Source organism: Pseudomonas sp. IB20 (assembly GCF_009707325.1).
Classification (GTDB): Bacteria; Pseudomonadota; Gammaproteobacteria; order Pseudomonadales; family Pseudomonadaceae; genus Aquipseudomonas.
Genome location: NZ_CP046103.1, coordinates 4,248,998 through 4,273,812, shown reverse-complemented (window position 1 = coordinate 4,273,812; position 24,815 = coordinate 4,248,998). Strand labels below are relative to the sequence as shown.

At 58.7% G+C, this 24,815-nt stretch carries 30 protein-coding genes and 1 tRNA gene; 23 read left to right on the top strand and 8 right to left on the bottom strand.

What is annotated here, in order from left to right; genetic code table 11:
* Nucleotides 1-180: 180 nt before the first annotated feature.
* Together GJU48_RS19920 and GJU48_RS19915 are read right to left on the bottom strand one after the other, a co-directional pair.
* Nucleotides 181-405 carry a DUF7683 domain-containing protein gene (locus GJU48_RS19920; RefSeq protein WP_094949413.1) on the bottom strand — a complete coding sequence of 75 codons (225 nt, stop codon included), beginning with the start codon at nt 403-405 and terminating at the stop codon, nt 181-183.
* Entirely contained in the window at nt 402-1,538 is a 1,137-nt protein-coding gene (locus GJU48_RS19915; RefSeq protein ID WP_094949414.1) for a colicin E3/pyocin S6 family cytotoxin, read from the bottom strand. Before GJU48_RS19915 ends, GJU48_RS19920 begins: the two co-directional genes overlap by 4 nt.
* Nucleotides 1,539-2,077: 539 nt before the next feature.
* On the opposite strand from GJU48_RS19915, the gene GJU48_RS19910 reads away from it, so the two are divergent.
* The gene (locus tag GJU48_RS19910; RefSeq protein WP_094949415.1) at nt 2,078-2,386 is read left to right on the top strand and encodes a DUF3077 domain-containing protein; all 309 of its coding nucleotides are present in this window, start codon (nt 2,078-2,080) and stop codon (nt 2,384-2,386) included.
* Nucleotides 2,387-2,555: 169 nt separating this feature from the next.
* Here GJU48_RS19910 and GJU48_RS19905 read toward each other — a convergent pair whose 3' ends face one another.
* Nucleotides 2,556-3,239 carry a zinc metalloprotease gene (locus GJU48_RS19905; RefSeq protein ID WP_141240508.1) on the bottom strand — a complete coding sequence of 228 codons (684 nt, stop codon included), beginning with the start codon at nt 3,237-3,239 and terminating at the stop codon, nt 2,556-2,558.
* A 261-nt stretch (nt 3,240-3,500) separates the two neighbouring features.
* Nucleotides 3,501-3,872: a PH domain-containing protein gene (locus tag GJU48_RS19900; RefSeq protein ID WP_094949417.1), complete on the bottom strand. Its 372-nt coding sequence runs from the start codon at nt 3,870-3,872 to the stop codon at nt 3,501-3,503.
* 134 nt (nt 3,873-4,006) lie between these two features.
* On the opposite strand from GJU48_RS19900, the gene GJU48_RS19895 reads away from it, so the two are divergent.
* Entirely contained in the window at nt 4,007-4,636 is a 630-nt protein-coding gene (locus GJU48_RS19895; protein WP_155296072.1) for a LysE family translocator, read from the top strand.
* Nucleotides 4,637-4,640: 4 nt separating this feature from the next.
* Here the strand turns inward: GJU48_RS19895 and GJU48_RS19890 are convergent, their stop codons facing one another.
* Nucleotides 4,641-5,333, bottom strand: coding sequence for an NBR1-Ig-like domain-containing protein (locus GJU48_RS19890; RefSeq protein ID WP_094949419.1), 693 nt, complete (start codon nt 5,331-5,333; stop codon nt 4,641-4,643).
* 109 nt (nt 5,334-5,442) lie between these two features.
* Here GJU48_RS19890 and GJU48_RS19885 point away from each other — a divergent pair, with 109 nt between their 5' ends.
* Complete coding sequence (locus tag GJU48_RS19885; RefSeq protein ID WP_094949420.1) at nt 5,443-6,102, top strand: LysE/ArgO family amino acid transporter; 660 nt, start codon at nt 5,443-5,445, stop codon at nt 6,100-6,102.
* Here GJU48_RS19885 and GJU48_RS19880 read toward each other — a convergent pair.
* Complete coding sequence (locus GJU48_RS19880) at nt 6,052-6,381, bottom strand: hypothetical protein (RefSeq protein ID WP_094949421.1); 330 nt, start codon at nt 6,379-6,381, stop codon at nt 6,052-6,054. The genes GJU48_RS19885 and GJU48_RS19880 overlap by 51 nt on opposite strands.
* 94 nt (nt 6,382-6,475) lie before the next feature.
* Nucleotides 6,476-6,560 (bottom strand) — tRNA-Leu (locus GJU48_RS19875).
* Nucleotides 6,561-6,668: 108 nt separating this feature from the next.
* Between GJU48_RS19875 and queA the strand changes: the two genes are divergently transcribed.
* From queA to GJU48_RS19845, 6 genes are all read left to right on the top strand, one after another.
* Entirely contained in the window at nt 6,669-7,718 is a 1,050-nt protein-coding gene (gene queA, locus GJU48_RS19870; protein ID WP_094949422.1) for a tRNA preQ1(34) S-adenosylmethionine ribosyltransferase-isomerase QueA, read from the top strand.
* Between the two features lie 5 nt (nt 7,719-7,723).
* Nucleotides 7,724-8,839, top strand: a complete 1,116-nt coding sequence (gene tgt / locus GJU48_RS19865) for a tRNA guanosine(34) transglycosylase Tgt (protein WP_162490598.1) — start codon at nt 7,724-7,726, stop codon at nt 8,837-8,839.
* Nucleotides 8,840-8,882: 43 nt separating this feature from the next.
* Nucleotides 8,883-9,221 (top strand): preprotein translocase subunit YajC, encoded by a 339-nt coding sequence (gene yajC / locus GJU48_RS19860; protein WP_003175975.1) that lies wholly within the window; start codon nt 8,883-8,885, stop codon nt 9,219-9,221.
* A gap of 62 nt (nt 9,222-9,283) precedes the next feature.
* Nucleotides 9,284-11,155, top strand: a complete 1,872-nt coding sequence (gene secD, locus GJU48_RS19855) for a protein translocase subunit SecD (protein WP_094949423.1) — start codon at nt 9,284-9,286, stop codon at nt 11,153-11,155.
* 9 nt (nt 11,156-11,164) lie between these two features.
* Nucleotides 11,165-12,079, top strand: a complete 915-nt coding sequence (secF, locus tag GJU48_RS19850; RefSeq protein WP_094949424.1) for a protein translocase subunit SecF — start codon at nt 11,165-11,167, stop codon at nt 12,077-12,079.
* 123 nt (nt 12,080-12,202) lie between these two features.
* Nucleotides 12,203-12,745, top strand: a complete 543-nt coding sequence (locus GJU48_RS19845) for a glycine zipper 2TM domain-containing protein (protein WP_065908615.1) — start codon at nt 12,203-12,205, stop codon at nt 12,743-12,745.
* 205 nt (nt 12,746-12,950) lie between these two features.
* Here the strand turns inward: GJU48_RS19845 and suhB are convergent, their stop codons facing one another.
* Complete coding sequence (gene suhB, locus GJU48_RS19840; protein WP_003175971.1) at nt 12,951-13,766, bottom strand: type III secretion system regulator SuhB; 816 nt, start codon at nt 13,764-13,766, stop codon at nt 12,951-12,953.
* A 145-nt stretch (nt 13,767-13,911) separates the two neighbouring features.
* Between suhB and trmJ the strand changes: the two genes are divergently transcribed.
* The 14 genes from trmJ (at nt 13,912) to GJU48_RS19770 (ending at nt 24,814) form a co-directional block, all read left to right on the top strand.
* A complete protein-coding gene (trmJ, locus tag GJU48_RS19835; protein WP_003210307.1) occupies nt 13,912-14,682 on the top strand; it encodes a tRNA (cytosine(32)/uridine(32)-2'-O)-methyltransferase TrmJ in 771 nt (256 codons plus the stop codon).
* Nucleotides 14,683-14,684: 2 nt separating this feature from the next.
* A complete protein-coding gene (cysE, locus tag GJU48_RS19830; protein ID WP_094949425.1) occupies nt 14,685-15,470 on the top strand; it encodes a serine O-acetyltransferase in 786 nt (261 codons plus the stop codon).
* A 278-nt stretch (nt 15,471-15,748) separates the two neighbouring features.
* Complete coding sequence (gene iscR, locus GJU48_RS19825) at nt 15,749-16,240, top strand: Fe-S cluster assembly transcriptional regulator IscR (RefSeq protein WP_003194020.1); 492 nt, start codon at nt 15,749-15,751, stop codon at nt 16,238-16,240.
* 50 nt (nt 16,241-16,290) lie between these two features.
* Nucleotides 16,291-17,505, top strand: coding sequence for an IscS subfamily cysteine desulfurase (locus GJU48_RS19820; protein ID WP_094949426.1), 1,215 nt, complete (start codon nt 16,291-16,293; stop codon nt 17,503-17,505).
* Nucleotides 17,506-17,604: 99 nt separating this feature from the next.
* Entirely contained in the window at nt 17,605-17,991 is a 387-nt protein-coding gene (gene iscU, locus GJU48_RS19815) for a Fe-S cluster assembly scaffold IscU (protein ID WP_003175965.1), read from the top strand.
* 28 nt (nt 17,992-18,019) lie between these two features.
* Nucleotides 18,020-18,343 (top strand): iron-sulfur cluster assembly protein IscA, encoded by a 324-nt coding sequence (gene iscA / locus GJU48_RS19810; RefSeq protein WP_003209680.1) that lies wholly within the window; start codon nt 18,020-18,022, stop codon nt 18,341-18,343.
* A gap of 8 nt (nt 18,344-18,351) precedes the next feature.
* The gene (gene hscB / locus GJU48_RS19805; RefSeq protein ID WP_094949427.1) at nt 18,352-18,873 is read left to right on the top strand and encodes a co-chaperone HscB; all 522 of its coding nucleotides are present in this window, start codon (nt 18,352-18,354) and stop codon (nt 18,871-18,873) included.
* A gap of 48 nt (nt 18,874-18,921) precedes the next feature.
* On the top strand, nt 18,922-20,784 hold the full coding sequence (gene hscA, locus GJU48_RS19800) for a Fe-S protein assembly chaperone HscA (protein WP_094949428.1): 1,863 nt from the start codon (nt 18,922-18,924) through the stop codon (nt 20,782-20,784).
* A 3-nt stretch (nt 20,785-20,787) separates the two neighbouring features.
* Nucleotides 20,788-21,129 (top strand): ISC system 2Fe-2S type ferredoxin, encoded by a 342-nt coding sequence (gene fdx / locus GJU48_RS19795; protein WP_083356867.1) that lies wholly within the window; start codon nt 20,788-20,790, stop codon nt 21,127-21,129.
* 14 nt (nt 21,130-21,143) lie between these two features.
* A complete protein-coding gene (gene iscX / locus GJU48_RS19790) occupies nt 21,144-21,344 on the top strand; it encodes a Fe-S cluster assembly protein IscX (RefSeq protein WP_083356868.1) in 201 nt (66 codons plus the stop codon).
* A 91-nt stretch (nt 21,345-21,435) separates the two neighbouring features.
* On the top strand, nt 21,436-21,861 hold the full coding sequence (ndk, locus tag GJU48_RS19785) for a nucleoside-diphosphate kinase (protein WP_083356869.1): 426 nt from the start codon (nt 21,436-21,438) through the stop codon (nt 21,859-21,861).
* Between the two features lie 29 nt (nt 21,862-21,890).
* A complete protein-coding gene (gene rlmN / locus GJU48_RS19780) occupies nt 21,891-23,039 on the top strand; it encodes a 23S rRNA (adenine(2503)-C(2))-methyltransferase RlmN (RefSeq protein ID WP_094949429.1) in 1,149 nt (382 codons plus the stop codon).
* Nucleotides 23,040-23,051: 12 nt separating this feature from the next.
* A complete protein-coding gene (gene pilW / locus GJU48_RS19775) occupies nt 23,052-23,810 on the top strand; it encodes a type IV pilus biogenesis/stability protein PilW (RefSeq protein WP_094949430.1) in 759 nt (252 codons plus the stop codon).
* Nucleotides 23,810-24,814, top strand: a complete 1,005-nt coding sequence (locus GJU48_RS19770) for a RodZ domain-containing protein (protein WP_094949431.1) — start codon at nt 23,810-23,812, stop codon at nt 24,812-24,814. The genes pilW and GJU48_RS19770 overlap by 1 nt, the downstream gene beginning before the upstream one ends.
* The last annotated feature ends 1 nt before the right edge of the window (nt 24,815 follow it).

The window sequence follows — 24,815 nt, the reverse complement described above, 5'->3', positions numbered from 1 at the left end:
CTCTTTGGAAAGTTAGCGTGGTGTGGCCATTACGCGTCGCATGCCAAATACAGCGACGCATTTTTTGGAGAAATCATGGGTTCGGGTGTTGACTGAGCGGTAGAGGAGGGGCTTTTTCTCTGAAAGTGAAATTCTACGCATCAAACTTGGACTCTTTGGAAAGTTAGCGTGGTGTGGCCATTACGCGTCGCATGCCAAATACAGCGACGCATTTTTTGGAAATACCAATGAGGTGAATTTTTCGATGCCTTCGATTTGTTGGGGAGTAAGTAGGTAGTCATAAACACATTCGTGTTCGTCCTCCCAACCCATAATAGGCAGCAAGTCGGCAGCTTTCAGGTTGAGCGGGATCTCAGTCGAAATATGCTCGCTCCCCGCTGGGACTACGTAGATCAGGTGATTCATGGGTCTATCCTTCTCTTGTCTTCTGCATCTTTGGTTCGTTCACCTGTTATAGGATCGAATTCACCCAAATGCTTCCCTCGCTTGTTGTACTTCTCGACCTTACCTCGTTCGAAGTCCCATTCGTAGATATAGCCATGGGGATCCTTCCAGCGCGGCCTAAGGTGGCCTCCGCCCTTGACTCCGGATTTGGACGGCGCACGTACGGCCTCTGGAAACGCAGTTAAAAACCGTGGGCTCGGTTGATACTTGTGGTCTCCTGCCCGAACGCTAACCACCACATACAGCGGCCGAACCCCCGATTCCACCGGGAACACCAGAATAAAATCCCGATACTCCGGCGGATAAATCGGGTTCACCAGAATCTGCGCCGCCTTCTCCGTCGGCGGGTAAATCCAAATTACCGGCGCTTGCGGCGCAGCCTCCAACGCCGGAATACCCAGCGTGTCGCCCCGATCAACCGCAGGCGTCCAGATCAGCTCCACGCCCTCACCCAAATCCGCCACAAACTGATCGCCACGGCTTTGGAACTGCACCACATCAATCATCTGCCAATCGGCATGGTTGCCCGTGTAAAACCCATACCCCTTGAGCGTGCCATCCTCACGCTGCTCCACATGCAAACGCATCTGCGACCGCGCCCGTGGCAGCGAACGCAACTGCTCCTCGCTGTAAAGCGCGCTATCACCCAGCGCCGACGGCCAAGCCAGCGCCACTAACCCCGCCAACAGCCCACCCGCCAAAGTGCCAGCGGCGCCGACTGCGGACTCCACCACCGCTGAGCGCAACGCCAATTGCCCCAAACCAACGGGCAGCGCACTGCCGCTGATCTTGCGCAGAGCAACCGCGCCTCGGCTGTCCACCTCGCGCCCACCCAACAGGCTGAAATGGCCGTAATCCTTGATCAGCTCCAACGGTACGTAACCGGTGGGGTTGTTGTAGCGAATGATGCCGTCGGGCAGTTGGCAGGGTTTAGTGAACACGCAGCCGGGAAGCTTTGCGGGCGAAGGCGCCGGGGCGGGTGCTGAGTCGAATAAATCTATCGGCGGCGAATAGGGCTCCCGCTTCGGCTGCGGAGTCAGGATTCGCCGTTTGAGTTGGTCCTCTTCGGTGATGGGGTACGCGCGTTCTGGCATGACGGGCTCACTTCCTTGTGCGGGGGAGTGAGCGTACGAGGGGGGATCAGAGGTTGATGTCGGCTTTGTTCGATGGTGGGTGTGGGAAAAGTCAGCTGGTTTCTAGCGACCCCAAAGTGGGTAGTTGAGGTTGCTTATATCAGGGCCTCCAAGGTCGCGGGAGCGGAAATCTGTACATACAAAAGCATACTTTCAGGTCTCCCGCTTTCAGATTACCGTCCTGATCGTCGTCTTTATGAGGCGACCGGGCCTGGAAACCCGTGGGTATAGGCGCACAGGTGCCACCATTTATCACGACCGCTGGCGCCACTTTTGTGCCAGCATATGCGTGTTATGGCGGCTGTGCGTGGGAGACTTTCGAGTCTGCCGGGTTTGCCTATTCCCCCGGTTTCCAGCCTGCGCACAGCTGCCACCCATTCGCCTGGAAACGAATGGGGCAGCTCTCTTCGAAGAATGGGAGCTATACCAATGAGTGTTTCTGAAAGGCTTGATCCTCGTATTACCGCAATCCACACCACCGCCCAACTCGGAGGTGCTCAATGATCAACCCACCCCTCAACAAAACCCTCGGCGTCATCACCTTCTCCACCTGCGGCGAACAGCCCAACCTCCACCGCCTATTCCGCGTCAACTCCGGCGTACCCATTCGCGACGCCCTGGAGCATGCCTCCGAGCTGCTTCACTGCTCCAAAATGCTCGCGTTGGATGCAGCCATGGACAAGAGCGCAGACCGTTACGCCTGGGCGGCGCATTATTTGGGGGAGATGGCGAAGGCGGTGGTGGATGATTTGGCCAATGGGATGTTGCCGAATGGGGTGATGGAGGAGGGGGAGGCCGTTGGTGTGTAAGCGGCTGGTTTGAGGGTATGGCGGCTGGCGTCTTCGCAGGCAAGCCAGCTCCCACATTTGGATCGTGGTGCACCCGCTGAACCGTGTTAGCAGTAAAAAAGACCTTGGGACGCCAAGGTCTTTTTTTGCCGAGCGGTTAGTCAAAGCGTCGGTAAAAACTCGCCCGGCATCACTCGGTCAGCGATTGTGTTGGCTCATCAAATCGGGCGCTAAGCAACGCTTTGGAAAGAGGCGCCGGAACAGGTGGCTTTGGCTTGGGGTAAGCCTCTTGCATTTGGGCTTTATCGCCGTCGCTGATGTCCCAGTTTTCCGATTGACCCCAGCCGCCGGATGTCCAGTCGTCGGTGACCTCGTAATGCATTATCGAATCGCCGTCGTAAGGTTGGTAGCTGTACTTATCACTGCGTTCCAAGGGCAAGATATTTTTGTCGACGAGATCCTGGGTCCAACCATAGCGCTTGAGCAGGTGGTCATACGCCTTCTGCCTGTCCCAAGGAATGCCTGAGTCGGGGTGTTGGTGAGCATGCATTGCGCCCAAGCCATGCCCGAACTCATGCAGCGCCACGAAGCGGAATTTGGGTGAGTGGATGTCGTCCAGCAGGATCATTGTGGGCAGGTGTGGCGGTATTTTTTTCGCGTCTATTCCTGCCGCAGTGCCGTAGGTGTTATTGATATGGTTGAGAGCGATACGGATGTCGCCTTCCTCGCCCAGGACGAAATCGAACTTGAGATTGACGTAAGGCTTCCATTCGTTGATCGCATCCTTTATCGCCTTTGCCTCCTCCTCGTTAACGTCATAGAGCGCTATCTTGAGCGTCGAACCATTGGGCCAGAGCTTGGTTTTGTCGATCACGTTGCGCTTGGTTCGTATCGGGCTGACAGACTGCGCCTCAGGGCTTGAGGCGTTGTCCGCGTAGGTGGCGCTATGGAACGGTTGAAGGAGACTGGGAGCGTTGACCAAAAGACTTATCACCCAAAGGCTATAGGAACCATTGTGTGGTACCGCTGAGGCCTACAGTTCCCTGTGCAGTCTTGTTTCAGTCAATTGCGTTGTCTGTCGCGGGCTTCCGAGCGACAGGCTTGAGCAACTGAGAAACAATAAGCGCACAAGGGATCAGCCCAGCAAGTGTTTGGAGATGATCCGCGAGATCTCCACAATCGAAGTCTTCCCGGTGAATTCAAACTTCACTTTCCCCAGCGACGAAAAGTAAATCTCCAGCTCCGAATCCAGATCAAACGTGCCGGACGTTTCCACCGAGTACGCGACGATGTTTTTGTACGGCAGCGAGGTGAAGTCCTTCTTGCTGCCGGTAATCCCCTGCACGTTCACCGCGATGATGCGTTTGGTGGTGAAGACCACGCCATCGCGCATGGCTTTGTAGGCGTCGATGACTTCTTCGCCGTCGAGCAGCAGGGCTGATACGCGTTCGGCGTATTCGTTGTTTTGCTTGAGTTTGAAGAAGCCTTTGTTGTTGAAGTCGATCATGTGCCTGTCCTTGGGTGAATGGGGCGGTAACCGCCTGCGTGTGTGTATGACGTTTTGCTCGCGGATCTGTATCTAACGGCCTGCTGTTCAACGCCCTACCATGGCGCCCAGCACACACCTTAAGGAGCGACACCATGCCCGAGCTGTCCAGCTGGCTTGCTTATGGCCTGATCTCACTCGGCATGGTGCTCACGCCCGGGCCGAATATGATTTACCTCATTTCCCGCTCGATTTGCCAGGGGCGTAAGGCCGGGTTGATATCGCTCGGCGGTGTTGCGTTGGGTTTTCTGGTTTATATGTTTTGCGCAGCATTGGGCATCACCGCGTTGGTGATGGCGGTGCCCTTTGCGTACGACGTGCTGCGGCTCGGTGGTGCAGTGTATCTGGTGTACCTCGCCTGGCAGGCCGTGAAGCCGGGTGGCCGTTCGCCCTTTCAAGTGCGGGACTTGCCCCAGGACAGCCCGCGCAAGCTGTTCATGATGGGCTTGGTGACCAACCTGCTGAACCCCAAAGTGGCGGTGATGTATTTGTCGTTGTTGCCGCAGTTCATCGACCCGAACGGCCATGGCAGTGTGCTGACGCAGTCGCTGATCCTGGGTTTTACGCAGATTGCCATCAGCGTGAGCGTTAACTCGGTGATCGCCATCATGGTGGGCTCTATCGCGGTGTTCTTCGTCACCCGGCCGGGTTGGCAGGTGGCGCAGCGTTGGCTGATGGGCTCGGTGCTGATGGGCTTGGCGGTGCGTATGGCGGTTAGCGGGTAGGTACTCAGCGGGCCATGACGTTGACGATCACATGCAGGATGAAGGCGGGGCCGTAGCAAGGCTGGCCGTGTTCATCCTCGATCCGCCAGATCGACGTGACGGTGCAGGTTTCCTTGGGCGCGGCGAATTCCACCGTGAGGTGCACCGGCTGGCCGGGCAGTGTGTCGGCAATCGGGATTTCGTTGTTCAGGCTGCGCAGGTGTGTGTCCATCACCACTTCCAATGGCGCACCCGTGGCGGTGCGTCGGGCGATCACGTATTCGCCGTCTACTCGCACCAACTTGCGGCCGCGCCAGGGGCGGGTGCCGAGGTTTTGGATCTCCCAGGTCTTCTGAAACGTCTCACCGGGTAACACGACGGTTTGGTCTGGCGTGGTGACGTCTGCGTTGAAGACGGCAACGTCGTTGGGGGCTAGCAGGCCGATAGCACGGTTGGTGGTAGCCATCGAGTGAGCGTCAACCGGAGCGCCTGCCAAATCGGCGAAGTAGCGGAACAGTAGCAGCGGTGAAACGTGAAGCGCCTTGGCCAACTTGATCAGTGTGCGCACCGAGGGATCTTTAGAGGCGCCACCGGCCAACCCGTAGAGGTAGGTTCTGGATATGCCCGCTTCCTTGGCCAGGGTGGTCATGGATTTGCCCAGTTCCCGGCTGCGTCGTACGACCAGCGCTCGGAGGGTGTCGCGCGTCTTGATGCTCATAGTTGATTACTCATCCCCAATCCTTGGTGAAAGTCGTTACGTTGTTAGCTAAAAAGGACAACCTGCCCGCCGCAACGTGTAATCTATCGCTCGCGGACTCGAACATTCCATGTTTCCACACTTCAACGCCCTGTACCTTGAAGGTTTGCTCCTGGGCATCGGACTGTTCGCCGCCCCCGGCCCAAAAGACACCTTGGTAATCCGCCAAGGTGTCGGCCGTGGTCCCATCTGGTGGGTGGTCGCTATTTGTGTGCTGGCCGATATCCTCCTGATCGCTATCGGCGTGACGGGGTTAGGGTCTGTGCTGGAAAGTTGGCCGGCGGTGATGGCGATAATGCTTTTGTCCGGCGCGGCCTATCTGCTGTGGTTCGGTGGTCAGCGCTTGCTGGCCTGCATCCGCAACCAGTCCATGCCGGACACTCAAGGCGGCAATTCGCAACGCGGGCTGTTACGCACGGCGATAGTGCTCGGCTTCGCCAACCCCTACGCCTGGCTGGATACGGTGGTGCTGATCGGCTCTATCGGTGCGGCCAAACCCGCAGGCCAACAAGCCCTGTTCGCGACAGGGGCCATGACGGCATCGTTGGTGTGGTTTGTGCTGTTGGCGTTGGGATGTCAGCGTTTGACCTGGCTGTTTCGCGCGCCCGTGGTCTGGCGATGCTTGGACGCTGGTGTTGCGGTGCTGATGGTTTACTTGGCCGGTGTGTTGATCATTGATTCACTGGATATCTTTCAGATAGTCCTTGAGGGTGGTCAGCGGCGGGCTTAGCTCATCAAGGCTGGGGGCCTGTTGCACATCAGTGGCCAGCTTATGCAGCTCGCGACCGAGTACGGTGTCGGCGCCGCCTAAGGTATTCAAGGTCTGGGCAATGCACTCATCAAGCTTGCGTTGAATCGTGGCCAAATCCCCTTGGCGCACCAACAACCCAAACACCTCGCGCTCATACCCATCCATGACCAGGTCATCCCGCAGAACCGGGCTCGCGCCTTCGGTCTCATGCACCAGCTTGAGAGCAAAAAGCGCAACAGCTTCCAGCGTCAATTCCATGGTCTCGGCTCCTCAACGTCTGCGTTGGCCTGCGCATACTCACTTTTTTACAGGCGAAAAAAAAGACCTTGAATTTCAAGGTCTTTCTTTAAGATGGTGCCCCGAGGGAGAATCGAACTCCCACTTCTTTCGAAAACGGATTTTGAATCCGCCGCGTCTACCAATTCCGCCATCAGGGCTCAATGGCGGCGAAGTATAGAGATGAGATTACCGTTGGTCAATCACGTTTCATGGTCTATTTTCACTATTTCCGCTAGACTTCCCGGCCCTGCTAGACGAACCCCATCATGCGCGTTGCTGACTTTACTTTTGAGCTCCCTGATTCGCTGATCGCTCGCCACCCTTTGGCCGAGCGTCGCGCCAGTCGACTGCTGACCCTGGACGGGGTGAGCGGTGCCCTCGCACACCGTCAATTCACTGATTTGCTTGAGCATTTACGCCCAGGCGATTTGATGGTGTTCAACAATACCCGGGTGATTCCGGCACGGCTGTTTGGCCAGAAAGCGTCCGGCGGCAAGCTGGAAATTCTGGTGGAGCGGGTGCTGGACAGCCATCGCGTGCTGGCCCATGTGCGCTCCAGCAAGTCGCCGAAACCGGGTTCGAGCATCCTGATCGATGGCGGTGGTGAGGCCGAGATGGTCGCGCGCCATGACGCGCTGTTCGAGCTCAAGTTTGCCGAAGAGGTGTTGCCGCTGCTGGAGCGCGTCGGCCATATGCCGTTGCCTCCTTATATAGACCGCCCCGACGAAGACTCGGACCGCGAGCGTTATCAGACGGTGTACTCCCAGCGCCTGGGTGCTGTGGCCGCGCCGACGGCCGGGCTGCATTTCGACCAACTGCTGCTGGACGCGATTGCCGCCAAGGGCGTCGAAAGCGCCTATGTGACCCTGCACGTGGGGGCCGGGACGTTTCAGCCGGTGCGTGTGGATAACATCGAAGACCACCACATGCACAGCGAGTGGCTGGAAGTCAGCCAGGAAGTCGTGGATGCCGTGGCCGCGTGCAAGGCGCGCGGCGGGCGGGTGGTTGCCGTGGGCACCACCAGCGTGCGTTCGCTGGAGAGTGCGGCGCGTGATGGCGTGCTCAAACCGTTCAGTGGTGACACCGATATCTTTATTTTCCCAGGCCGGCCGTTCCATGTGGTCGATTGCCTGGTGACCAACTTCCATTTGCCGGAATCCACGCTGTTGATGCTGGTGTCGGCATTTGCCGGTTACCCGGAGACCATGGCCGCTTATCAAGCCGCCATCGCCAACGAGTACCGTTTTTTCAGCTACGGTGATGCGATGTTTATCACTCGAAACCCGGCGCCGCGCGGCCCAGAGGAAACCTTATGAGTCGTATGTCGTTTGAATTGCTGGCCACGGATGGTAAAGCTCGCCGCGGCCGTTTGACCTTCCCTCGCGGCACCGTCGAAACCCCGGCTTTCATGCCTGTGGGCACCTATGGCACCGTCAAAGGCATGATGCCGCGTGACATCGTCGCCACTGGCGCCGAGATCATCCTCGGCAACACCTTCCACCTGTGGCTGCGCCCGGGCACGGAAGTGATCAAGAAGCATGGCGACCTGCATGACTTCATGAAGTGGCAAGGCCCGATTCTCACCGACTCCGGTGGTTTCCAGGTGTTCAGCCTGGGCGCCATGCGCAAGATCAAGGAGGAGGGCGTGACCTTCGCCTCGCCGGTGGACGGCTCCAAAGTGTTCATGGGCCCGGAAGAGTCGATGCAGGTGCAGCGCGACCTGGGCTCCGACATCGTGATGATTTTCGACGAATGCACGCCGTACCCGGCGGATGAAGACGTGGCGCGCATTTCCATGGAGCTGTCGCTGCGTTGGGCTCAGCGTTCGAAGAACGCCCACGGCGACAACACGGCGGCGCTGTTCGGTATCGTCCAGGGCGGCATGCACGAAAGCCTGCGCAAGCGCTCGCTGGAAGGCCTGGATAAAATCGGTTTTGATGGCCTGGCTATCGGCGGTTTGTCGGTGGGCGAGCCCAAGCACGAGATGATCAAGGTGCTCGATTACCTGCCGGGCCTGATGCCGGCTGACAAACCTCGTTACCTTATGGGCGTTGGCAAACCGGAAGATCTCGTAGAGGGTGTGCGCCGCGGTGTGGACATGTTCGATTGCGTGATGCCAACCCGTAATGCCCGCAATGGGCATCTGTTCATCGATACAGGCGTGCTGAAGATCCGTAACGCGTTCCATCGCCATGATGATTCGCCGCTGGATCCCACCTGTGACTGCTACACCTGCCAGAACTTCTCGCGTGCTTATCTGCACCATCTGGACAAGTGCGGGGAAATGCTGGGTAGCATGTTGAATACCATCCACAATTTGCGTCACTACCAAGTCCTGATGGCTGGTTTGCGCGAGGCTATTCAACAGGGTACATTGGCCGCCTTCGTCGATGCCTTCTATGCCAAGCGCGGGCTCCCTGTGCCGCCCTTGGACTGAGTTTTCCGACCCTAAGATTCACTATTTGCAACTGGAGTGCTAAATGAGCTTTTTTATCTCTAATGCCATGGCTGACGCCGCTGCGCCTGCCGCTGCCGGCCCTATGGGCGGTGGTTTTGAGTGGATTTTCCTGGTCGGCTTCCTGGTCATCTTCTACCTGATGATCTGGCGTCCACAGGCTAAGCGCGCCAAAGAGCAGAAAAACCTGCTGGGCAGCCTGCAAAAAGGCGACGAAGTTGTGACCACTGGCGGCATCGCCGGCAAGATCACCAAGGTTTCCGATGCTTTCGTGGTTCTGGAAGTCTCCGACACCGTAGAAATGAAGTTCCAGAAGGGCGCCATCGCCGCCACGCTGCCAAAAGGCACGCTCAAAGCGATCTGAGTAACAACCTTTACCAATCGACGGGGCGCGCAAGGCGCCCCGCGTTATAAGCGGGCGGCGTGATGCTGAACAAATACCCTCTGTGGAAATACGTACTGATCCTGGCGGTGCTGGCGATCGGTTTTATTTATTCCGCTCCCAATCTCTATCCTGATGACCCTGCGATCCAGATCACTGGCGCCAGCACTTCGCTGCAAGTCAATCAGGCTGACCTGGAACGCGCGAGCAAAGCGCTCACCGACGCGGGCATCCAGGTTAAAGCGGCAACGTTGGCGGCTGATGCGAAGGGCGGCTTGCTGCGCCTGACCAAGGCAGAAGACCAATTACCTGCCAAAGATGTTGTGCGCAAGGCCATGGGTGACGACTACGTTGTTGCACTCAACCTGGCACAGACCACGCCAAAATGGTTGCGCAGCATTGGCGCGCACCCGATGAAGCTGGGCCTGGACTTGTCCGGTGGTGTGCACTTCCTGCTGGAAGTCGACATGGACAAAGCCCTCGACGCACGCCTGAAAGTCTACGAAGGCGATGTGAAGAGCTTGCTGCGTAAAGAGAAACTGCGTTATCGCAGCCTGCCGCAGCTCAACGGTGCCATCCAGCTGGGCTTCTCTGATGAAGCGTCCCGCGAACAGGCCCGTGCACTGATCCGCAAGAACTTCAACGATTTCGACATCGTACCGGCTGACCTCAATGGCCAAGCTGTGCTGCGTCTGGCGATGACCCCAGCCAAGCTGGCGGAAATCCGCGAATACTCCATCAAGCAGAACTTGACCACGGTACGTAACCGCGTCAACGAGCTGGGTGTGGCCGAGCCGATCGTTCAGCGTCAGGGTGCCAACCGCATCGTGGTTGAGCTGCCGGGCGTACAGGACACCGCTGAAGCCAAGCGTATCCTGGGTAAAACCGCCAACCTGGAGTTCCGCCTCGCGGCTGAGCCGGGTGCTTCGCGCGCCACTGCAGAAGAATTCGAGTTCCGCGAAGGCAACCGTCCTCCTGCGTTGATCGAGCGTGGCTTGATCATCACCGGTGACCAAGTAACTGACGCCAAGGCGGGTTTTGACTCGCAGCACGGCTCTCCTGAGGTGAACATCCGTCTGGATGGCCACGGCGGCGAACTGATGAGCCGCGCCACGCGCAGCAACGTCGGTCGTAGCATGGCGGTGATCTTCATCGAGCAGCGCCCAGTCACTACCTACACCAAGCAAATGGTCAACGGCGTCGAGAAAGACGTGCCGGTGCAGACCTTCAAAGAAGAGAAGAAGATCATCAGCCTGGCGACCATCCAGTCGCCGCTGGGTGCTCAATTCCGTATCACTGGCCTGAACGGTCAGGGCGAATCGTCCGAACTGGCACTGTTGCTGCGTGCTGGTGGCCTGGCGGCGCCGATGTACTTCGTTGAAGAGCGTACCATTGGCCCGAGCCTGGGTGCCGACAACATCACCAAAGGTATCGATGCAGCCTTGTGGGGCATGCTGTTTGTGTCGCTGTTCATCATCGCCATCTACCGTTTCTTCGGCGTGATCGCCACCGTGGCCTTGGCGGGCAACATGGTGATGCTGCTGGCGCTGATGTCGCTGCTGGGCGCTACGCTGACCCTGCCTGGTATCGCCGGTATCGTACTCACCATGGGTATGGCGGTAGACGCCAACGTACTGATCTTCTCGCGGATACGTGAAGAGATCGCGGCGGGCATGACCGTACAGCGTGCAATCAACGAAGGCTTCGGCCGGGCATTTACCGCGATTCTCGACTCCAACTTGACCACCTTGCTGGTCGGCGGGATTCTCTTTGCCATGGGCACCGGCCCCGTCAAAGGTTTTGCGGTAACCATGTCCCTCGGTATCTTTACCTCGATGTTCACGGCCATCATGGTGACCCGCGCAATGGTCAACCTGATCTTTGGCGGGCGTGACTTCAAGAAGTTGTGGATTTAAGGGGCTGCCATGTTACGTACAATCAACTTCATGGGCGTTCGCAACGTTGCGTTCGGCGTCACCGTGCTCCTTACCGTTCTGGCGTTGTTCAGCTGGTTCCATAAGGGCCTGAACTACGGTCTGGACTTCACCGGCGGTACGCTCATCGAGCTGACCTACGAGAAACCGGCCGACGTTACCCTGGTGCGCAACGAGCTAGTCAAGGCTGGCTATCACGAAGCCATCGTGCAGAGCTTTGGTGCGACTACCGACCTGCTGGTGCGTATGCCTGGTGAAGACCCGCAACTGGGTCACCAGGTAGCTGAGGCCTTGCAGAAGGTCGGCGGCGACAACCCGGCGTCGGTAAAGCGTGTTGAGTTCGTTGGCCCACAAGTGGGTGAAGAGCTGCGCGACCAAGGCGGCCTCGGCATGCTGATGGCGCTGGCCGGCATCATGATCTACCTGGCGTTCCGCTTTCAGTGGAAGTTCGGCGTCGGCGCGATTGTGTCGCTGATCCACGACGTTATCGTGACCGTGGGTATCCTGTCCTACTTCCAGATCACCTTCGACCTGACGGTATTGGCGGCGGTGCTGGCGATCATTGGTTACTCGCTCAACGACACCATCGTGGTATTCGACCGGGTTCGTGAGAACTTCCGCGTGCTGCGTAAAGCGACGTTGATCGAGAACATCAACATCTCCACCACCCAGACCCTGCTGCGGACCATGGCAACGTCGATCTCCACTTTGCTGGCGATTGGTGCGTTGATGATCTTCGGTGGCGACAACCTGTGGGGCTTCTCCCTGGCGCTGTTCATCGGCGTTCTGGCGGGTACCTACTCGTCGATCTACATCGCTAACGTGGTGCTGATCTGGCTGAACCTCAACAGCGAAGACTTGATCCCTCCTGCCGCTACCGGCAAGGAGGTCGACGACCGCCCTTGATGGGCGCTTGTTGACACGCTGTTACAAAGAAGGCGCGAGTATTGAACTCGCGCCTTTTTTTTTGCTCCAAGGCTGGGTATAGCGCGGACGTTTCAGTCCGCTTGTGATGGTCAGGAGGTTCACGTGAACAAGTCGTTGCTGGTTGGTGCAGTATTGGGTGCTGTCGGTGTGACTGCCGGGGGTGCTGTTGCCACCTACAGCCTGGTAAAAAGCGGCCCTGAGTATGCGCAAGTGCTGGCGGTGCAGCCGGTGAAGACCCAGATTAAAACCCCGCGCGAGGTCTGCAAGGATGTCGCCGTGACCCGGCAGAAGCCGGTGCAGGATCAGCATCAAATCGTCGGCACCGTGGTCGGTGCGCTGGCTGGTGGCCTGTTGGGCAACCAAGTCGGTGGCGGTAATGGCAAGAAGCTGGCCACTGTGGCTGGTGCGGTCGGTGGCGGATACGCCGGTAACAAGGTTCAGGAAGGCATGCAGAACCGCGATACCTACACCACCACGCAAACCCGTTGTAATACCGTTAACGACATCAGTGACAAGGTGGTCGGCTATGACGTGCGGTACAACCTGGACGGCAAGGAAGGTTCGGTGCGCATGGACCGTGATCCAGGTGGCCAGATTCCGGTGGATAAAGAAGGTCGTCTGATTCTCGGTCAGAACCAGCAGTAATTCCAAGCCTGACATAGATCCAAATGTGGGAGCTGGCTTACCTGCGATAGCGGTGGGTCAGCAACTAATGAATTAGCTGGCAGACCGCTATCGCAGGCAAGCCAGCTCCCACATTGGTTTGTGTTTGGGTCAGTGGTATTGGGTTTGCTCAAATCCCAGGCATAAAAAAAGCACCCCTAGGGGGTGCTTTTTTGTGCTCGCTCGCTTAACGCTTCAGCGAAGCCGGCAGGTGCGGCTGGATCGCCGTCAGTACTGCCTTGAAGCATTTGGTGTTACCGGCAACGACGTGGCCTTTCTCAAGGAAGTCGTGACCACCGGTGAAGTCGCTCACCAGGCCGCCAGCTTCCTGGATCAGCAGGGCGCCTGCAGCCATGTCCCACTCGGACAGGCCCGACTCCCAGAACGCATCAAAACGACCGGCGGCCACGTAGGCCAGATCCAGGCTGGCAGCGCCGGCGCGACGGATGCCGGCGGTCTGGCCAACCAGGGCGCGGAACATGCCCAGGTAGTTTTCCAGGTTGTCCATCTGGTCGTCACGGAACGGGAAGCCCGTGCCCAGCAGGGCACCGTCCAGGCTGGTACGACCGCTTACACGCAGGCGGCGGCCGTTCAGCTGGGCGCCACGGCCACGGCTGGCGGTGAATTCTTCCTGGCGAACCGGGTCCAGCACAACAGCGTGTTCCAGGCGGCCACGGTATTTGCAGGCGATGCTCACAGCAAAGTGTGGGATGCCGCGCAGGAAGTTGGTGGTGCCATCCAGTGGGTCGATGATCCACAGGTAGTCTTCGCCTTCGCCGCTGCCTTTGTGCAAGCCGGTTTCTTCACCGAGGATGCCGTGGGTAGGGTAGGCCTTGCGCAGAGCGTCGATGATTTTCTGTTCGGCGGCGCGATCCACCTCGGATACATAATCCTTGGCGTCTTTTTCGTCGACCTTGATGGTATCCAGGCGCTCGATGGAGCGGAAGATCAATTCACTGGCGCTGCGGGCGGCGCGCAGCGCGATATTCAGCATGGGCTGCATGGATGTGTCACCTAAGGTTGTTAAAGAAAGCCGAGCATTCTAGCAGAAACTTTCTTCAGGTGAAGGACGACGTTAGCTTTCATGGCATAACCTTAGGCTGTTCTGTAAGATTTGCTCCCCTTTCCCGTGTCCGAGAGCGCCTCCCTTGCTGCAAAACATTCGTGTCGTCTTGGTCAATACCAGTCATCCCGGCAACATCGGCGGGGTGGCGCGAGCCATGAAAAACATGGGGCTGACGCGCCTGGTGCTGGTCGAACCTCGCGTGTTCCCGCACCACGAGGCCGATGCCCGTGCATCCGGCGCCAATGACATCCTGGAAAAAGCCCAGGTCGTCGCCACGCTGGAAGATGCCTTGGTCGGCTGCAACCTGGTGCTCGGCACCAGTGCCCGCGACCGTCGTATCCCCTGGCCGCTGCTGGATCCGCGTGAGTGCGGCACCAAAGTCGTGGAAGAGGCTGCCGGCGGCGCTGAAATCGCCTTGGTGTTCGGCCGTGAAGACTCCGGCCTGACCAATGAAGAGCTGCAGCGATGTCATTACCACGTGCACATTCCATCAGACCCTGAGTTCAGTTCGCTGAACCTCGGGGCAGCGGTGCAGGTGTTGAGTTATGAAGTGCGCATGGCCTGGCTGGCCGCTGAAGGCCAGCCGAGCAAGGTAGAAAAGGATGAGGTCGCCTCGACCAAAAGTGGAGAGTTGGCCACGATGGACGAGCTGGAGCGGTTCTATGAGCACTTGGAGCAAACCCTGGTGGCCATCGAATTCCTCGATCCGGAAAAACCACGGCACTTGATGGCGCGCCTGCGTCGCCTGTACGGGCGCAGTTCGGTCAGCCGAGCGGAAATGAATATATTGCGTGGCATCCTCACGGAAACCCAGAAGGCGGCCCGTGGCGAGCTTCTTAAGCGGAAGGATTAAAAATGTTCGAGCGTTTGCGAGAAGATATCCAGAGTGTTTTCCACCGTGACCCGGCGGCGCGCAACGCCTTTGAAGTGCTGACCTGCTACCCGGGCATGCATGCGATCTGGATTCACCGCCTGTCCGGCGCCTTGTGGGGCATGGGCTGGAAATGGCTGGCGCGGCTGGTGTCGAACTTCGGCCGCTGGTTGACCGGGATCGAGATCCACCCGGGCGCCAAGGTGGGGCGTCGCTTCTTTATCGACCATGGCATGGGCATCGTGATTGGCGAGACCGCCGAGATCGGCGACGACGTGACGCTGTATCAGGGTGTGACCCTGGGCGGCACCAGTTGGAATAAGGGTAAGCGCCATCCCACCCTGGGTGATGGCGTGGTGGTGGGGGCGGGCGCCAAGGTGCTCGGTCCATTTACAGTCGGCGCCGGTGCCAAAGTCGGTTCCAATGCCGTAGTGACCAAGGCTGTACCGCCTGGCGCCACCGTGGTGGGTATTCCTGGGCGCATCATCGTCAAGCCGGAAGTCGGCGACGAGCAGGAAGCCAAGCGCAAGGCCATGGCCGAGAAGATCGGCTTCGATGCCTACGGCGTCAGCGAAGACATGCCCGACCCGGTGGCCCGTGCCATTGGGCAGTTGCTTGATCACCTGCAGGCGGTGGACGGCAAGCTGGACGGCATGTGTGGCGCGCTGAAGGAGTTGGGCAGCAGCTATTGCGCCAAGGACCTGCCTGAGCTGCGCGAAGAAGACTTCGCTGAGATCAAGAGCGAAGCGGCTACCACCAAGGCTGGCTGAGCGCGGTCCCCTGTGGGAGCTGGCAAGCCAGCTCCCACATTTGATCTCCATTAGTCGAGGCCCCGTGGGAGCTGGCAAGCCAGCTCCCACATTTGATCTCCATTAGTCTTGAGATTGAGCGCTGGCCCCGTTCCTGCTGTTCGATCCCACCCCATCCTGCTATGATTCGCGCGCCCTTTTTACGGGTAATCCTGACTAAAGTACTAGGTCTTATAGTTGACTTAAATACTCGGGAATCGCATACTTGCTCCCATTCTGAAACACCTTGGTACTTGTCCATGAGACTGACTACAAAAGGCCGATACGCGGTAACCGCCATGCTAGACCTGGCCTTGCACGCGCAAACTGGGCCGGTGTCCCTGGCCGATATCTCCGAGCGCCAAGGCATTTCCCTGTCCTACCTCGAGCAGCTGTTCGCCAAATTGCGCCGTAGCAATTTGGTTTCCAGCGTACGTGGGCCGGGTGGCGGCTACCAACTGTCCCGTGACATGCAGGGCATCCAGGTAGCCCAGGTGATCGACGCGGTCAACGAATCCGTCGATGCCACTAAATGCCAGGGTTTGGGTGATTGCCACGCTGGCGACACCTGCCTGACACACCACTTGTGGTGTGACTTGAGCCTGCAGATCCATGAGTTTTTGAGTGGTATCAGCTTGGCTGATCTTGTGACTCGCCGTGAGGTGCAAGAAGTAGCCCAGCGTCAGGATCAGCGCCGTTGCAACACCAAGGCGCCGCGCCTGGACAAGATCGAAGCGTCCGCCGTCGAGTGACAGCCGCAGAGCTAACGGCACGCCAGCCAGCCTGATTTAGGAGAAAGTCCATGAAATTGCCGATTTACCTTGATTACTCAGCGACCACCCCGGTTGATCCGCGTGTCGCGCAAAAAATGAGTGAATGCCTGCTGGTTGACGGAAACTTCGGCAACCCGGCCTCCCGTTCCCACGTATTCGGCTGGAAAGCTGAGGAAGCGGTCGAGAACGCTCGTCGCCAAGTTGCTGACCTGGTGGGCGCTGACCCACGCGAGATCGTCTGGACCTCCGGTGCTACCGAGTCCGACAACCTGGCAATCAAGGGCGCGGCGCATTTCTACGCGACCAAAGGCAAACACCTGATCACCACCAAGATTGAGCACAAGGCTGTCCTCGACACCATGCGCCAACTGGAGCGTGAAGGTTTCGAGGTTACCTACCTTGAGCCAACCACCGACGGTATCGTCACCTCGGCCATGATCGAAGCCGCTCTGCGTGAAGACACCATCCTGGTTTCCGTGATCCACGTGAACAACGAAATCGGCACCATCAACGACATCGAGGCCATCGGCGAGCTGACCCGCTCCAAGGGCATCCTGCTGCACGTCGACGCTGCTCAGTCCACCGGCAAGGTCGACATTGACCTGTCCAAGCTGAAAGTCGACCTGATGTCGTTCTCGGCCCACAAGACCTACGGTCCTAAAGGCATCGGTGCCCTGTACGTGAGCCGCAAGCCTCGCGTGCGTATCGAAGCCACCATGCACGGCGGCGGTCACGAGCGCGGCATGCGTTCGGGCACCCTGGCGACCCACCAGATCGTCGGCATGGGCGAAGCTTTCCGCGTGGCCAAAGAAGACATGGCTGCCGAAAACGTGCGCATCAAGGCCCTCAGCGATCGCTTCTACAAGCAGGTCGAGAACCTTGAAGAGCTGTACATCAACGGCAGCATGACCACCCGTGTACCGCACAACCTGAATTTGAGCTTCAACTACGTCGAAGGCGAGTCGCTGATCATGGCGCTCAAGGACCTGGCGGTTTCGTCCGGTTCGGCCTGCACCTCGGCCTCGCTTGAGCCTTCGTACGTACTGCGCGCCCTGGGCCGCAACGACGAACTGGCACACAGCTCGATCCGCTTTACGTTCGGCCGCTTCACCACCGAAGAGCAAATCGACTACGCCGCGAAGAAAGTCTGCGAAGCCGTCAACAAGCTGCGCGTTCTGTCGCCGCTGTGGGACATGTACAAAGACGGTGTCGACATTTCCAAGATCGAGTGGGCGGCACACTAAATATAGAAGCCGCCACCCAAGCTCTGTAGGAACGTGGCGGAAAACGCAGGCGTTTTTACAGGGTTCCAGAGCGGCCCTGATGAGTGAGGATTCAGTACCATGGCTTACAGCGAAAAGGTCATCGACCACTACGAAAACCCGCGCAACGTCGGCAAGATGAACGCGGAAGACCCTGATGTCGGCACTGGCATGGTCGGCGCTCCGGCGTGCGGCGATGTTATGCGCCTGCAGATCAAGGTCAACGACGCTGGCGTTATCGAAGACGCCAAGTTCAAGACTTACGGCTGCGGTTCCGCCATTGCCTCCAGCTCCCTCGCTACCGAGTGGATGAAAGGCAAGACCCTGGATGAGGCTGTCACTATCAGCAACACCCAGCTGGCCGAAGAACTGGCTCTGCCGCCGGTGAAAATTCACTGCTCCGTACTCGCAGAAGACGCTATCAAAGCGGCCGTTCGCGACTACAAGCAGAAGAAAGGCTTGATCTAAGCATTTGGCGACGAGTAAGGAGTCAACGATGGCTATCAGCATGACAGAAGCGGCTGCGCAGCACATTCGCCGCTCCCTGAATGGGCGCGGTAAAGGTGAGGGGATTCGTCTGGGTGTTCGCACCACGGGCTGTTCCGGCCTTGCCTACGTGCTGGAGTTTGTCGACGAGGTGGTTGAAGAGGATCAGGTGTTCGAAAGTCACGGCGAGAAAGTGATCATCGACCCTAAAAGCCTCACCTACCTGGACGGCACCGAGCTCGATTTCGTCAAGGAAGGGTTGAACGAAGGCTTCAAGTTCAACAACCCCAACGTACGCGGTGAATGTGGCTGCGGCGAAAGCTTCAACATCTGAGGCTATTTGTGGGTACTCCTTGTCATTTCGCTTTATTCGAGCTGCAGCCGAGCTTTCGGCTGGACCTCGAGCAGCTTGCCACGCGCTACCGAGAATTGGCGCGTGGTGTGCATCCGGACCGCTTCGCTGACGCTTCCGAGCGTGAGCAACGCTTGGCGCTGGAGCAATCGGCCAGCCTCAATGAAGCCTATCAGACGCTTAAAAGCCCCCCGAAACGCGCGCGTTACCTGCTCGCGATGAACGGTGGTGAGTTGCCGATTGAAGTCACGGTGCACGACCCGGACTTCCTGATGCAGCAGATGCAGTGGCGCGAAGAACTCGAAGACTTACAGGACGAAGCCGATGTGGCCGGTGTCGCAGTCTTCAAGCGCCGTCTGAAAGTGGCCCAGGATGAGCTCAACGAAAGCTTCGCAGCCTGTTGGGATGATGCAGCGCAACGTGAACAGGCCGAACGCCTGATGCGGCGCATGCAGTTCCTCGACAAGCTCACCTACGAAGTGCGCCAGCTAGAAGAGCGCCTCGACGATTAACCCAGTGCTGCCCGTGCACGCCTGATAGACAGATAAGACCTGATTACCATGGCCCTACTGCAGATCGCCGAACCCGGCCAAAGCCCTCAACCGCACCAGCGTCGCCTGGCGGTCGGGATTGACCTGGGCACCACCAATTCCCTGGTCGCCGCCTTGCGCAGCGGCCTGTCCGAGCCGCTGCCCGACGCCGATGGCCAGGTTATCCTGCCGTCCGCCGTGCGCTATCACGCTGACCACATCGAAGTCGGTGAGTCAGCCAAGCTGGCGGCGTCCTCCGATCCTCTGAACACCGTGCTGTCGGTCAAGCGCTTGATGGGTCGTGGTCTGTCCGACGTCAAGCAATTAGGCGAGCAGCTGCCGTACCGCTTTGTCGGCGGCGAATCGCATATGCCGTTCATCGACACTGTCCAGGGCCAAAAAAGCCCGGTGGAAGTGTCGGCCGATATCCTCAAGGTACTGCGCCAGCGAGCAGAAACCACCTTGGGCGGCGAACTGGTCGGCGCGGTGATCACGGTTCCGGCGTATTTCGACGACGCTCAGCGCCAAGCCACTAAAGACGCGGCGAAACTCGCCGGTCTCAACGTGCTGCGCTTGCTCAACGAGCCGACTGCGGCCGCTGTGGCCTATGGCCTGGATCAGCACGCCGAAGGCTTGGTTGCTATCTACGACCTGGGCGGCGGCACCTTTGATATTTCGATCCTGCGCCTGACCGGCGGTGTGTTCGAAGTACTGGCCACCGGTGGCGACACTGCCCTGGGCGGCGATGACTTCGATCACGCGATTGCCGGCTGGATCATCACCAGCGCCGGCTTGTCGGCCGACCTGGACCCGGGCGAGCAGCGTAATCTGCTGCAAACCGCCTGTGCGGCCAAAGAAGCGCTGACTGACGCCCGTTCTGTAGACGTTTCCTACGGTTCCTGGTCGGCTCAACTGACCCGCGAAGCGTTCGACGCGCTGATCGAGCCGATGGTCGCCCGTAGCCTTAAAGCCTGCCGCCGTGCCGTACGTGATTCCGGTGTTGAGCTCGAAGACGTCGCCGCCGTGGTCATGGTCGGCGGTTCGACCCGCGTCCCACGGGTTCGCGAAGCCGTTGCCGAAGCCTTTGGTCGCCAGCCGCTGACTGAAATCGACCCGGATCAAGTCGTCGCCATTGGTGCCGCGATCCAAGCTGATACCTTGGCCGGCAACAAGCGCGATGGTGGCGAATTGCTGCTGCTCGACGTGATCCCGCTGTCCTTGGGGCTGGAAACCATGGGTGGCTTGATGGAGAAGGTGATTCCGCGTAACACCACCATCCCCGTCGCCCGCGCCCAGGATTTCACCACGTATAAAGATGGCCAGACGGCCATGATGATTCATGTGCTGCAAGGCGAGCGCGAGCTGATCAGCGACTGCCGCTCCCTGGCGCGTTTTGAATTGCGCGGCATTCCGGCGATGGTTGCGGGCGCGGCGAAGATTCGCGTGACCTACCAGGTCGACGCCGATGGCCTGCTCAGCGTGGCTGCGCGTGAACTGGCCTCGGGCGTTGAAGCCAGCATCCAGGTTAAGCCGTCCTACGGCCTGACCGACGGCGAAATCGCCAAGATGCTCAAGGATTCGTTCCAGTATGCCGGTGACGACAAGGTCGCCCGCGTACTGCGCGAGCAGCAAGTCGACGCCCAGCGCCTGCTCGAAGCCGTGCAGGGTGCCCTTGATGCTGACGGCGAGCGCCTGTTGGATGCCGAAGAGCGCATGGTCATCGACCTGCAGATGCAGGAACTGGCCGAACTGATGAAAAGCACTGATGGTTATGCCATCGAGCAACAGACCAAGCGTCTGTCGCAAGTGACCGATGCTTTTGCCGCCCGTCGTATGGACCAGTCGGTAAAAGCCGCCCTGGCGGGACGCAATCTGAATGAAATCGAGGAATAATTAATGCCGCAGGTCATTTTTCTGCCACACGCCGAGCATTGCCCGGACGGTATGGTCGTGGAGGCTGAGACCGGCAAGTCCATCCTCGAAGTTGCCCATGACAACCACATCGAGATCGAGAGTGCCTGCGGCGGTGTCTGCGCCTGCACCACCTGCCACTGCGTAATTCGCGAGGGTTTCAACTCTCTGGAAGAAGCCGATGAGCTGGAAGAGGATTTTCTCGACCGCGCGTGGGGCCTGGAGCCGACTTCTCGCCTAAGCTGTCAGGCAAAGGTTGGGACTGAAGACATCACGGTCGAAATTCCGAAGTACTCGCTCAACCATGCGGCCGAAGCGCCGCATTGATTCAAGGAAGTGTCATGATTCTTAAATGGGTTGATGTGCAAGAGATCGCTATCCTGTTGGCCGACGGCAACCCGGATCTGGATCCTTACTCCCTGAACTTTGTAGCTTTGCGTGACATGGTCATGGCGTTGCCAGGGTTTGAAGATGAGCGGGATCGTGGCGGTGAAAAGGTCCTGGAAGCTATCCAGACTGCCTGGAAAGAAGAGCAGGACTGACGCCTCCCTTACGCAGTTAGGCAATACCCAATAACCCGCGTATAATTCGCGGGTTTAATTTTTCGTAAATTACCGTTTCTGGAGTTACACCATGGCTGTTCAACGTACTTTCTCCATCATCAAGCCTGACGCTGTTGCAAAAAACGTCATCGGCGAGATCACCACTCGTTTCGAAAAAGCCGGCCTGAAGGTTGTAGCTTCGAAACTCAAGCAACTGTCCAAAGCTGAAGCTGAAGGCTTCTACGCTGAGCACAGCGCTCGTGGCTTCTTCGGCGACCTGGTCTCCTTCATGATCTCCGGTCCTGTTGTTGTTCAGGTTCTGGAAGGCGAAAACGCTATCGCTCTGAACCGTGAGCTGATGGGCGCTACCAACCCTAAAGAAGCAGCTGCCGGCACCATTCGTGCTGACTTCGCTGAATCCATCGACGCCAACGCTGTTCACGGTTCGGACTCCGAAGCCGCTGCTGCTCGCGAAATCTCGTACTTTTTCGCTGCTACTGAAGTAACCGCTCGCTAAGCATCGGCTTAAAGAGTGAGGGTGAATCCATGACTACATCGACTGTAAAAACCAACCTGCTGGGTCTGACTCAGCCGGAAATGGAGAAATTCTTCGACTCAATCGGGGAGAAGCGTTTCCGTGCCGGTCAGGTAATGAAGTGGATTCACCACTTTGGCGTCGACGATTTCGATGCCATGACGAACGTCAGCAAGGCCCTGCGCGACAAGCTCAAGGTCATTGCTGAGGTCCGTGGCCCCGAAGTGGTCAGCGAGGACATCTCCAGCGACGGCACCCGTAAGTGGGTGGTGCGCGTGGCGTCCGGCAGCTGCGTCGAGACCGTGTACATTCCCCAGGGCAAGCGCGGCACTTTGTGCGTTTCGTCCCAGGCAGGCTGTGCCCTGGACTGCAGTTTCTGCTCCACCGGCAAGCAAGGCTTCAATAGCAACCTCACCGCCGCCGAAGTCATCGGCCAGGTGTGGATTGCCAACAAATCCTTTGGCAGCGTCCCGGCAACCGTCGACCGTGCCATCACCAACGTGGTGATGATGGGCATGGGTGAGCCGCTGCTGAACTTCGACAACGTGATTGCGGCCATGCATTTGATGATGGACGACCTGGGCTACGGCATTTCCAAGCGCCGTGTGACCCTGTCGACCTCAGGCGTGGTGCCGATGATCGATGAGCTGGCCAAGCACATCGACGTCTCCCTGGCGTTGTCGCTGCACGCACCCAATGACGCATTGCGTAACCAATTGGTGCCGATCAACAAGAAGTATCCGCTTAAGATGCTGCTCGAATCCTGCCAGCGTTACATGGCGACCTTGGGCGAGAAGCGTGTGTTGACCATTGAGTACACCATGCTCAAGGACATCAACGACAAGGTTGAGCACGCGGTCGAGATGATCGAGCTGCTCAAGAACACCCCGTGCAAGATCAACCTGATTCCGTTTAACCCGTTTCCACATTCTGGCTACGAGCGGCCGAGCAACAACGCCATTCGCCGTTTCCAGGATCAACTGCACCAGGCGGGCTACAACGTCACCGTACGCACCACCCGTGGTGAGGACATCGACGCCGCGTGTGGCCAATTGGTAGGGCAGGTGCTGGATCGCACCCGTCGCCGCGAACGTTATATCGCCGTGCGCGAACTTAACGCCGCCGAAGATTTGCCGCAAATTGCTGTGAATCGAATCTGAGAGAGGATCTCTATGCCCTTGCGCCTTGCGCTGCTTTTACTTTTTACCGGCCTCGTGGCCGGTTGTGTTTCATCGGGCTATGACAGCCCTTTGCAAACCGATAAAGGCCGTGATGAGGCGCGAGTGGCCTATGTGCAACTGGGCCTGGGTTACCTGCGCCAAGGTATGAGCGAGCAGGCCAAGGTGCCGTTGAAAAAGGCCCTTGAGCTGGACGGCGACGATGCCGACGCGAATGCCGCATTGGCCTTGGTGTTCCAGGCGCAGGCCGAGCCTGAGCTGGCCGATCAGTATTTCCAAAAGGCCTTGGCCGCGCGTCCTGCAGACCCTCGGCTGCTGAACAATTACGGCAGCTTCCTGTTCGCGCAGAAACGTTATGACCAGGCTTCCCGTTATTTCCAGCAAGCTTCCTCCGATGCCCTCTACCCGGAGCGGTCGCGGGTGTTCGAGAACCTTGGGGTCACCTCGGTGCGCCTCGGTCAGCGCGATAGCGCGCGTCAGCAACTGGAAAAAGCCCTGCACCTGAACAGTCGCCAGCCACGTGCGTTGCTCGAAATGGCTGAGATGTCTTACGAAGACAGGCATTATGTGCCGGCACGTGACTATTACGAGCGTTTTAGCCTGCTCAGCGGGCAAAATGCACGTAGTCTATTGCTCGGTGTGCGCCTGGCGACGGTTCATGAAGAACGCGACACGGCCGCACGTTTTGGCCAGCAACTCGAACGACTCTATCCCGGTACGCCGGAATATCAGCAATACCTGTCGGAGCAATGATGAAAGCGTCGCACCCGGAAGTTGTAGCAGCTAATCGCGTAAACCCAGGCGAGACCTTGCGTCAGGCCCGCGAAAGCAATGGTTGGTCGCTGGCAGAAGTGGCCCTCAAGCTCAATTTGACCACGACGTCTCTGGGCAACCTTGAAGCCGGCGCGTTCGACAAGCTGCCTGGGCATACCTTCTCCCGCGGCTATATCCGCGCTTATGCCAAGTTGCTGGGCATTGACCAGACCGTGCTGGTACAGGAATTCGACCAGTTCACCGGCACCGATTCCCAAGGCAGCAATGTGCATGGCCTGGGTCGCATCGAAGAGCCGGTGCGGGTTTCCCACACAATTTTGCGAATTGTCAGCCTGTTGCTGCTGATTGCCGTGATCGGCGGCGGTTTCGTCTGGTGGCAAGACCAGGCCTCCCAGCGCAGCAAGGACCTGACCAGCAACGCCATGGAGCACGTCGAAGTCGAAAGCGCTGACGGCACCACCCAAATTCATCCGCTGGACGAGCCAGAAGACCAGGCCGTTGCCGAAGGGCAGGCCGCGCCGCAAGCGCCGGCCACCGCCGAGCAGCCAGTGCCGGAAGCTGGCACTGCGCCTGCCGCCGCCGTGACGGCTCCCACTGTGCCGGCAACCCCGGCAACCCCGGCCGCTCCGGCTGCCCAGGCCCACACACCCGCTGTCGCGGCACCGGCTCCTGTGGCCACCACGCCAGCTGCACCGGCAGCGCCGGCAGTTGCGCCGGCTACCGCGCCTGCGTTGATCGCCGGTGACGGGCATATCCAGATTACCTTCGTCGCTGACTGCTGGACGCAAGTCACCGATGGCAACGGCAAAGTGCTGTTTAGCGGTTTGAAGCGTAAGGGAGATACGCTTGACCAGGGCGGCAAGCCTCCTTTGACGCTGCGTCTGGGCTTTGCCCGTGGCGCGCAAGTGGTCTACAACGGCCAGCCTGTGGACGTAGCGCCGTTCACCAGTGGCGAGACTGCTCGCCTCAAGTTGGGACAATAGT

Coding starts and splice junctions, on each gene's coding strand:
- yajC (WP_003175975.1), top strand. CDS start 8,883: ATGAGCTTTTTTATCTCTAATGCCATGGCTGACGCCGCTGCGCCTGCC.
- ndk (WP_083356869.1), top strand. CDS start 21,436: ATGGCTGTTCAACGTACTTTCTCCATCATCAAGCCTGACGCTGTTGCA.
- GJU48_RS19770 (WP_094949431.1), top strand. CDS start 23,810: ATGAAAGCGTCGCACCCGGAAGTTGTAGCAGCTAATCGCGTAAACCCA.
- secF (WP_094949424.1), top strand. CDS start 11,165: ATGTTACGTACAATCAACTTCATGGGCGTTCGCAACGTTGCGTTCGGC.
- GJU48_RS19915 (WP_094949414.1), bottom strand. CDS start 1,538: ATGCCAGAACGCGCGTACCCCATCACCGAAGAGGACCAACTCAAACGG.
- hscA (WP_094949428.1), top strand. CDS start 18,922: ATGGCCCTACTGCAGATCGCCGAACCCGGCCAAAGCCCTCAACCGCAC.
- GJU48_RS19920 (WP_094949413.1), bottom strand. CDS start 405: ATGAATCACCTGATCTACGTAGTCCCAGCGGGGAGCGAGCATATTTCG.
- secD (WP_094949423.1), top strand. CDS start 9,284: ATGCTGAACAAATACCCTCTGTGGAAATACGTACTGATCCTGGCGGTG.
- iscU (WP_003175965.1), top strand. CDS start 17,605: ATGGCTTACAGCGAAAAGGTCATCGACCACTACGAAAACCCGCGCAAC.
- GJU48_RS19900 (WP_094949417.1), bottom strand. CDS start 3,872: ATGATCGACTTCAACAACAAAGGCTTCTTCAAACTCAAGCAAAACAAC.
- GJU48_RS19885 (WP_094949420.1), top strand. CDS start 5,443: ATGTTTCCACACTTCAACGCCCTGTACCTTGAAGGTTTGCTCCTGGGC.
- tgt (WP_162490598.1), top strand. CDS start 7,724: ATGTCGTTTGAATTGCTGGCCACGGATGGTAAAGCTCGCCGCGGCCGT.
- cysE (WP_094949425.1), top strand. CDS start 14,685: ATGTTCGAGCGTTTGCGAGAAGATATCCAGAGTGTTTTCCACCGTGAC.
- queA (WP_094949422.1), top strand. CDS start 6,669: ATGCGCGTTGCTGACTTTACTTTTGAGCTCCCTGATTCGCTGATCGCT.
- iscR (WP_003194020.1), top strand. CDS start 15,749: ATGAGACTGACTACAAAAGGCCGATACGCGGTAACCGCCATGCTAGAC.
- iscX (WP_083356868.1), top strand. CDS start 21,144: ATGATTCTTAAATGGGTTGATGTGCAAGAGATCGCTATCCTGTTGGCC.
- fdx (WP_083356867.1), top strand. CDS start 20,788: ATGCCGCAGGTCATTTTTCTGCCACACGCCGAGCATTGCCCGGACGGT.
- pilW (WP_094949430.1), top strand. CDS start 23,052: ATGCCCTTGCGCCTTGCGCTGCTTTTACTTTTTACCGGCCTCGTGGCC.
- GJU48_RS19890 (WP_094949419.1), bottom strand. CDS start 5,333: ATGAGCATCAAGACGCGCGACACCCTCCGAGCGCTGGTCGTACGACGC.
- GJU48_RS19910 (WP_094949415.1), top strand. CDS start 2,078: ATGATCAACCCACCCCTCAACAAAACCCTCGGCGTCATCACCTTCTCC.
- iscA (WP_003209680.1), top strand. CDS start 18,020: ATGGCTATCAGCATGACAGAAGCGGCTGCGCAGCACATTCGCCGCTCC.
- GJU48_RS19820 (WP_094949426.1), top strand. CDS start 16,291: ATGAAATTGCCGATTTACCTTGATTACTCAGCGACCACCCCGGTTGAT.
- GJU48_RS19880 (WP_094949421.1), bottom strand. CDS start 6,381: ATGGAATTGACGCTGGAAGCTGTTGCGCTTTTTGCTCTCAAGCTGGTG.
- rlmN (WP_094949429.1), top strand. CDS start 21,891: ATGACTACATCGACTGTAAAAACCAACCTGCTGGGTCTGACTCAGCCG.
- suhB (WP_003175971.1), bottom strand. CDS start 13,766: ATGCAGCCCATGCTGAATATCGCGCTGCGCGCCGCCCGCAGCGCCAGT.
- GJU48_RS19895 (WP_155296072.1), top strand. CDS start 4,007: ATGCCCGAGCTGTCCAGCTGGCTTGCTTATGGCCTGATCTCACTCGGC.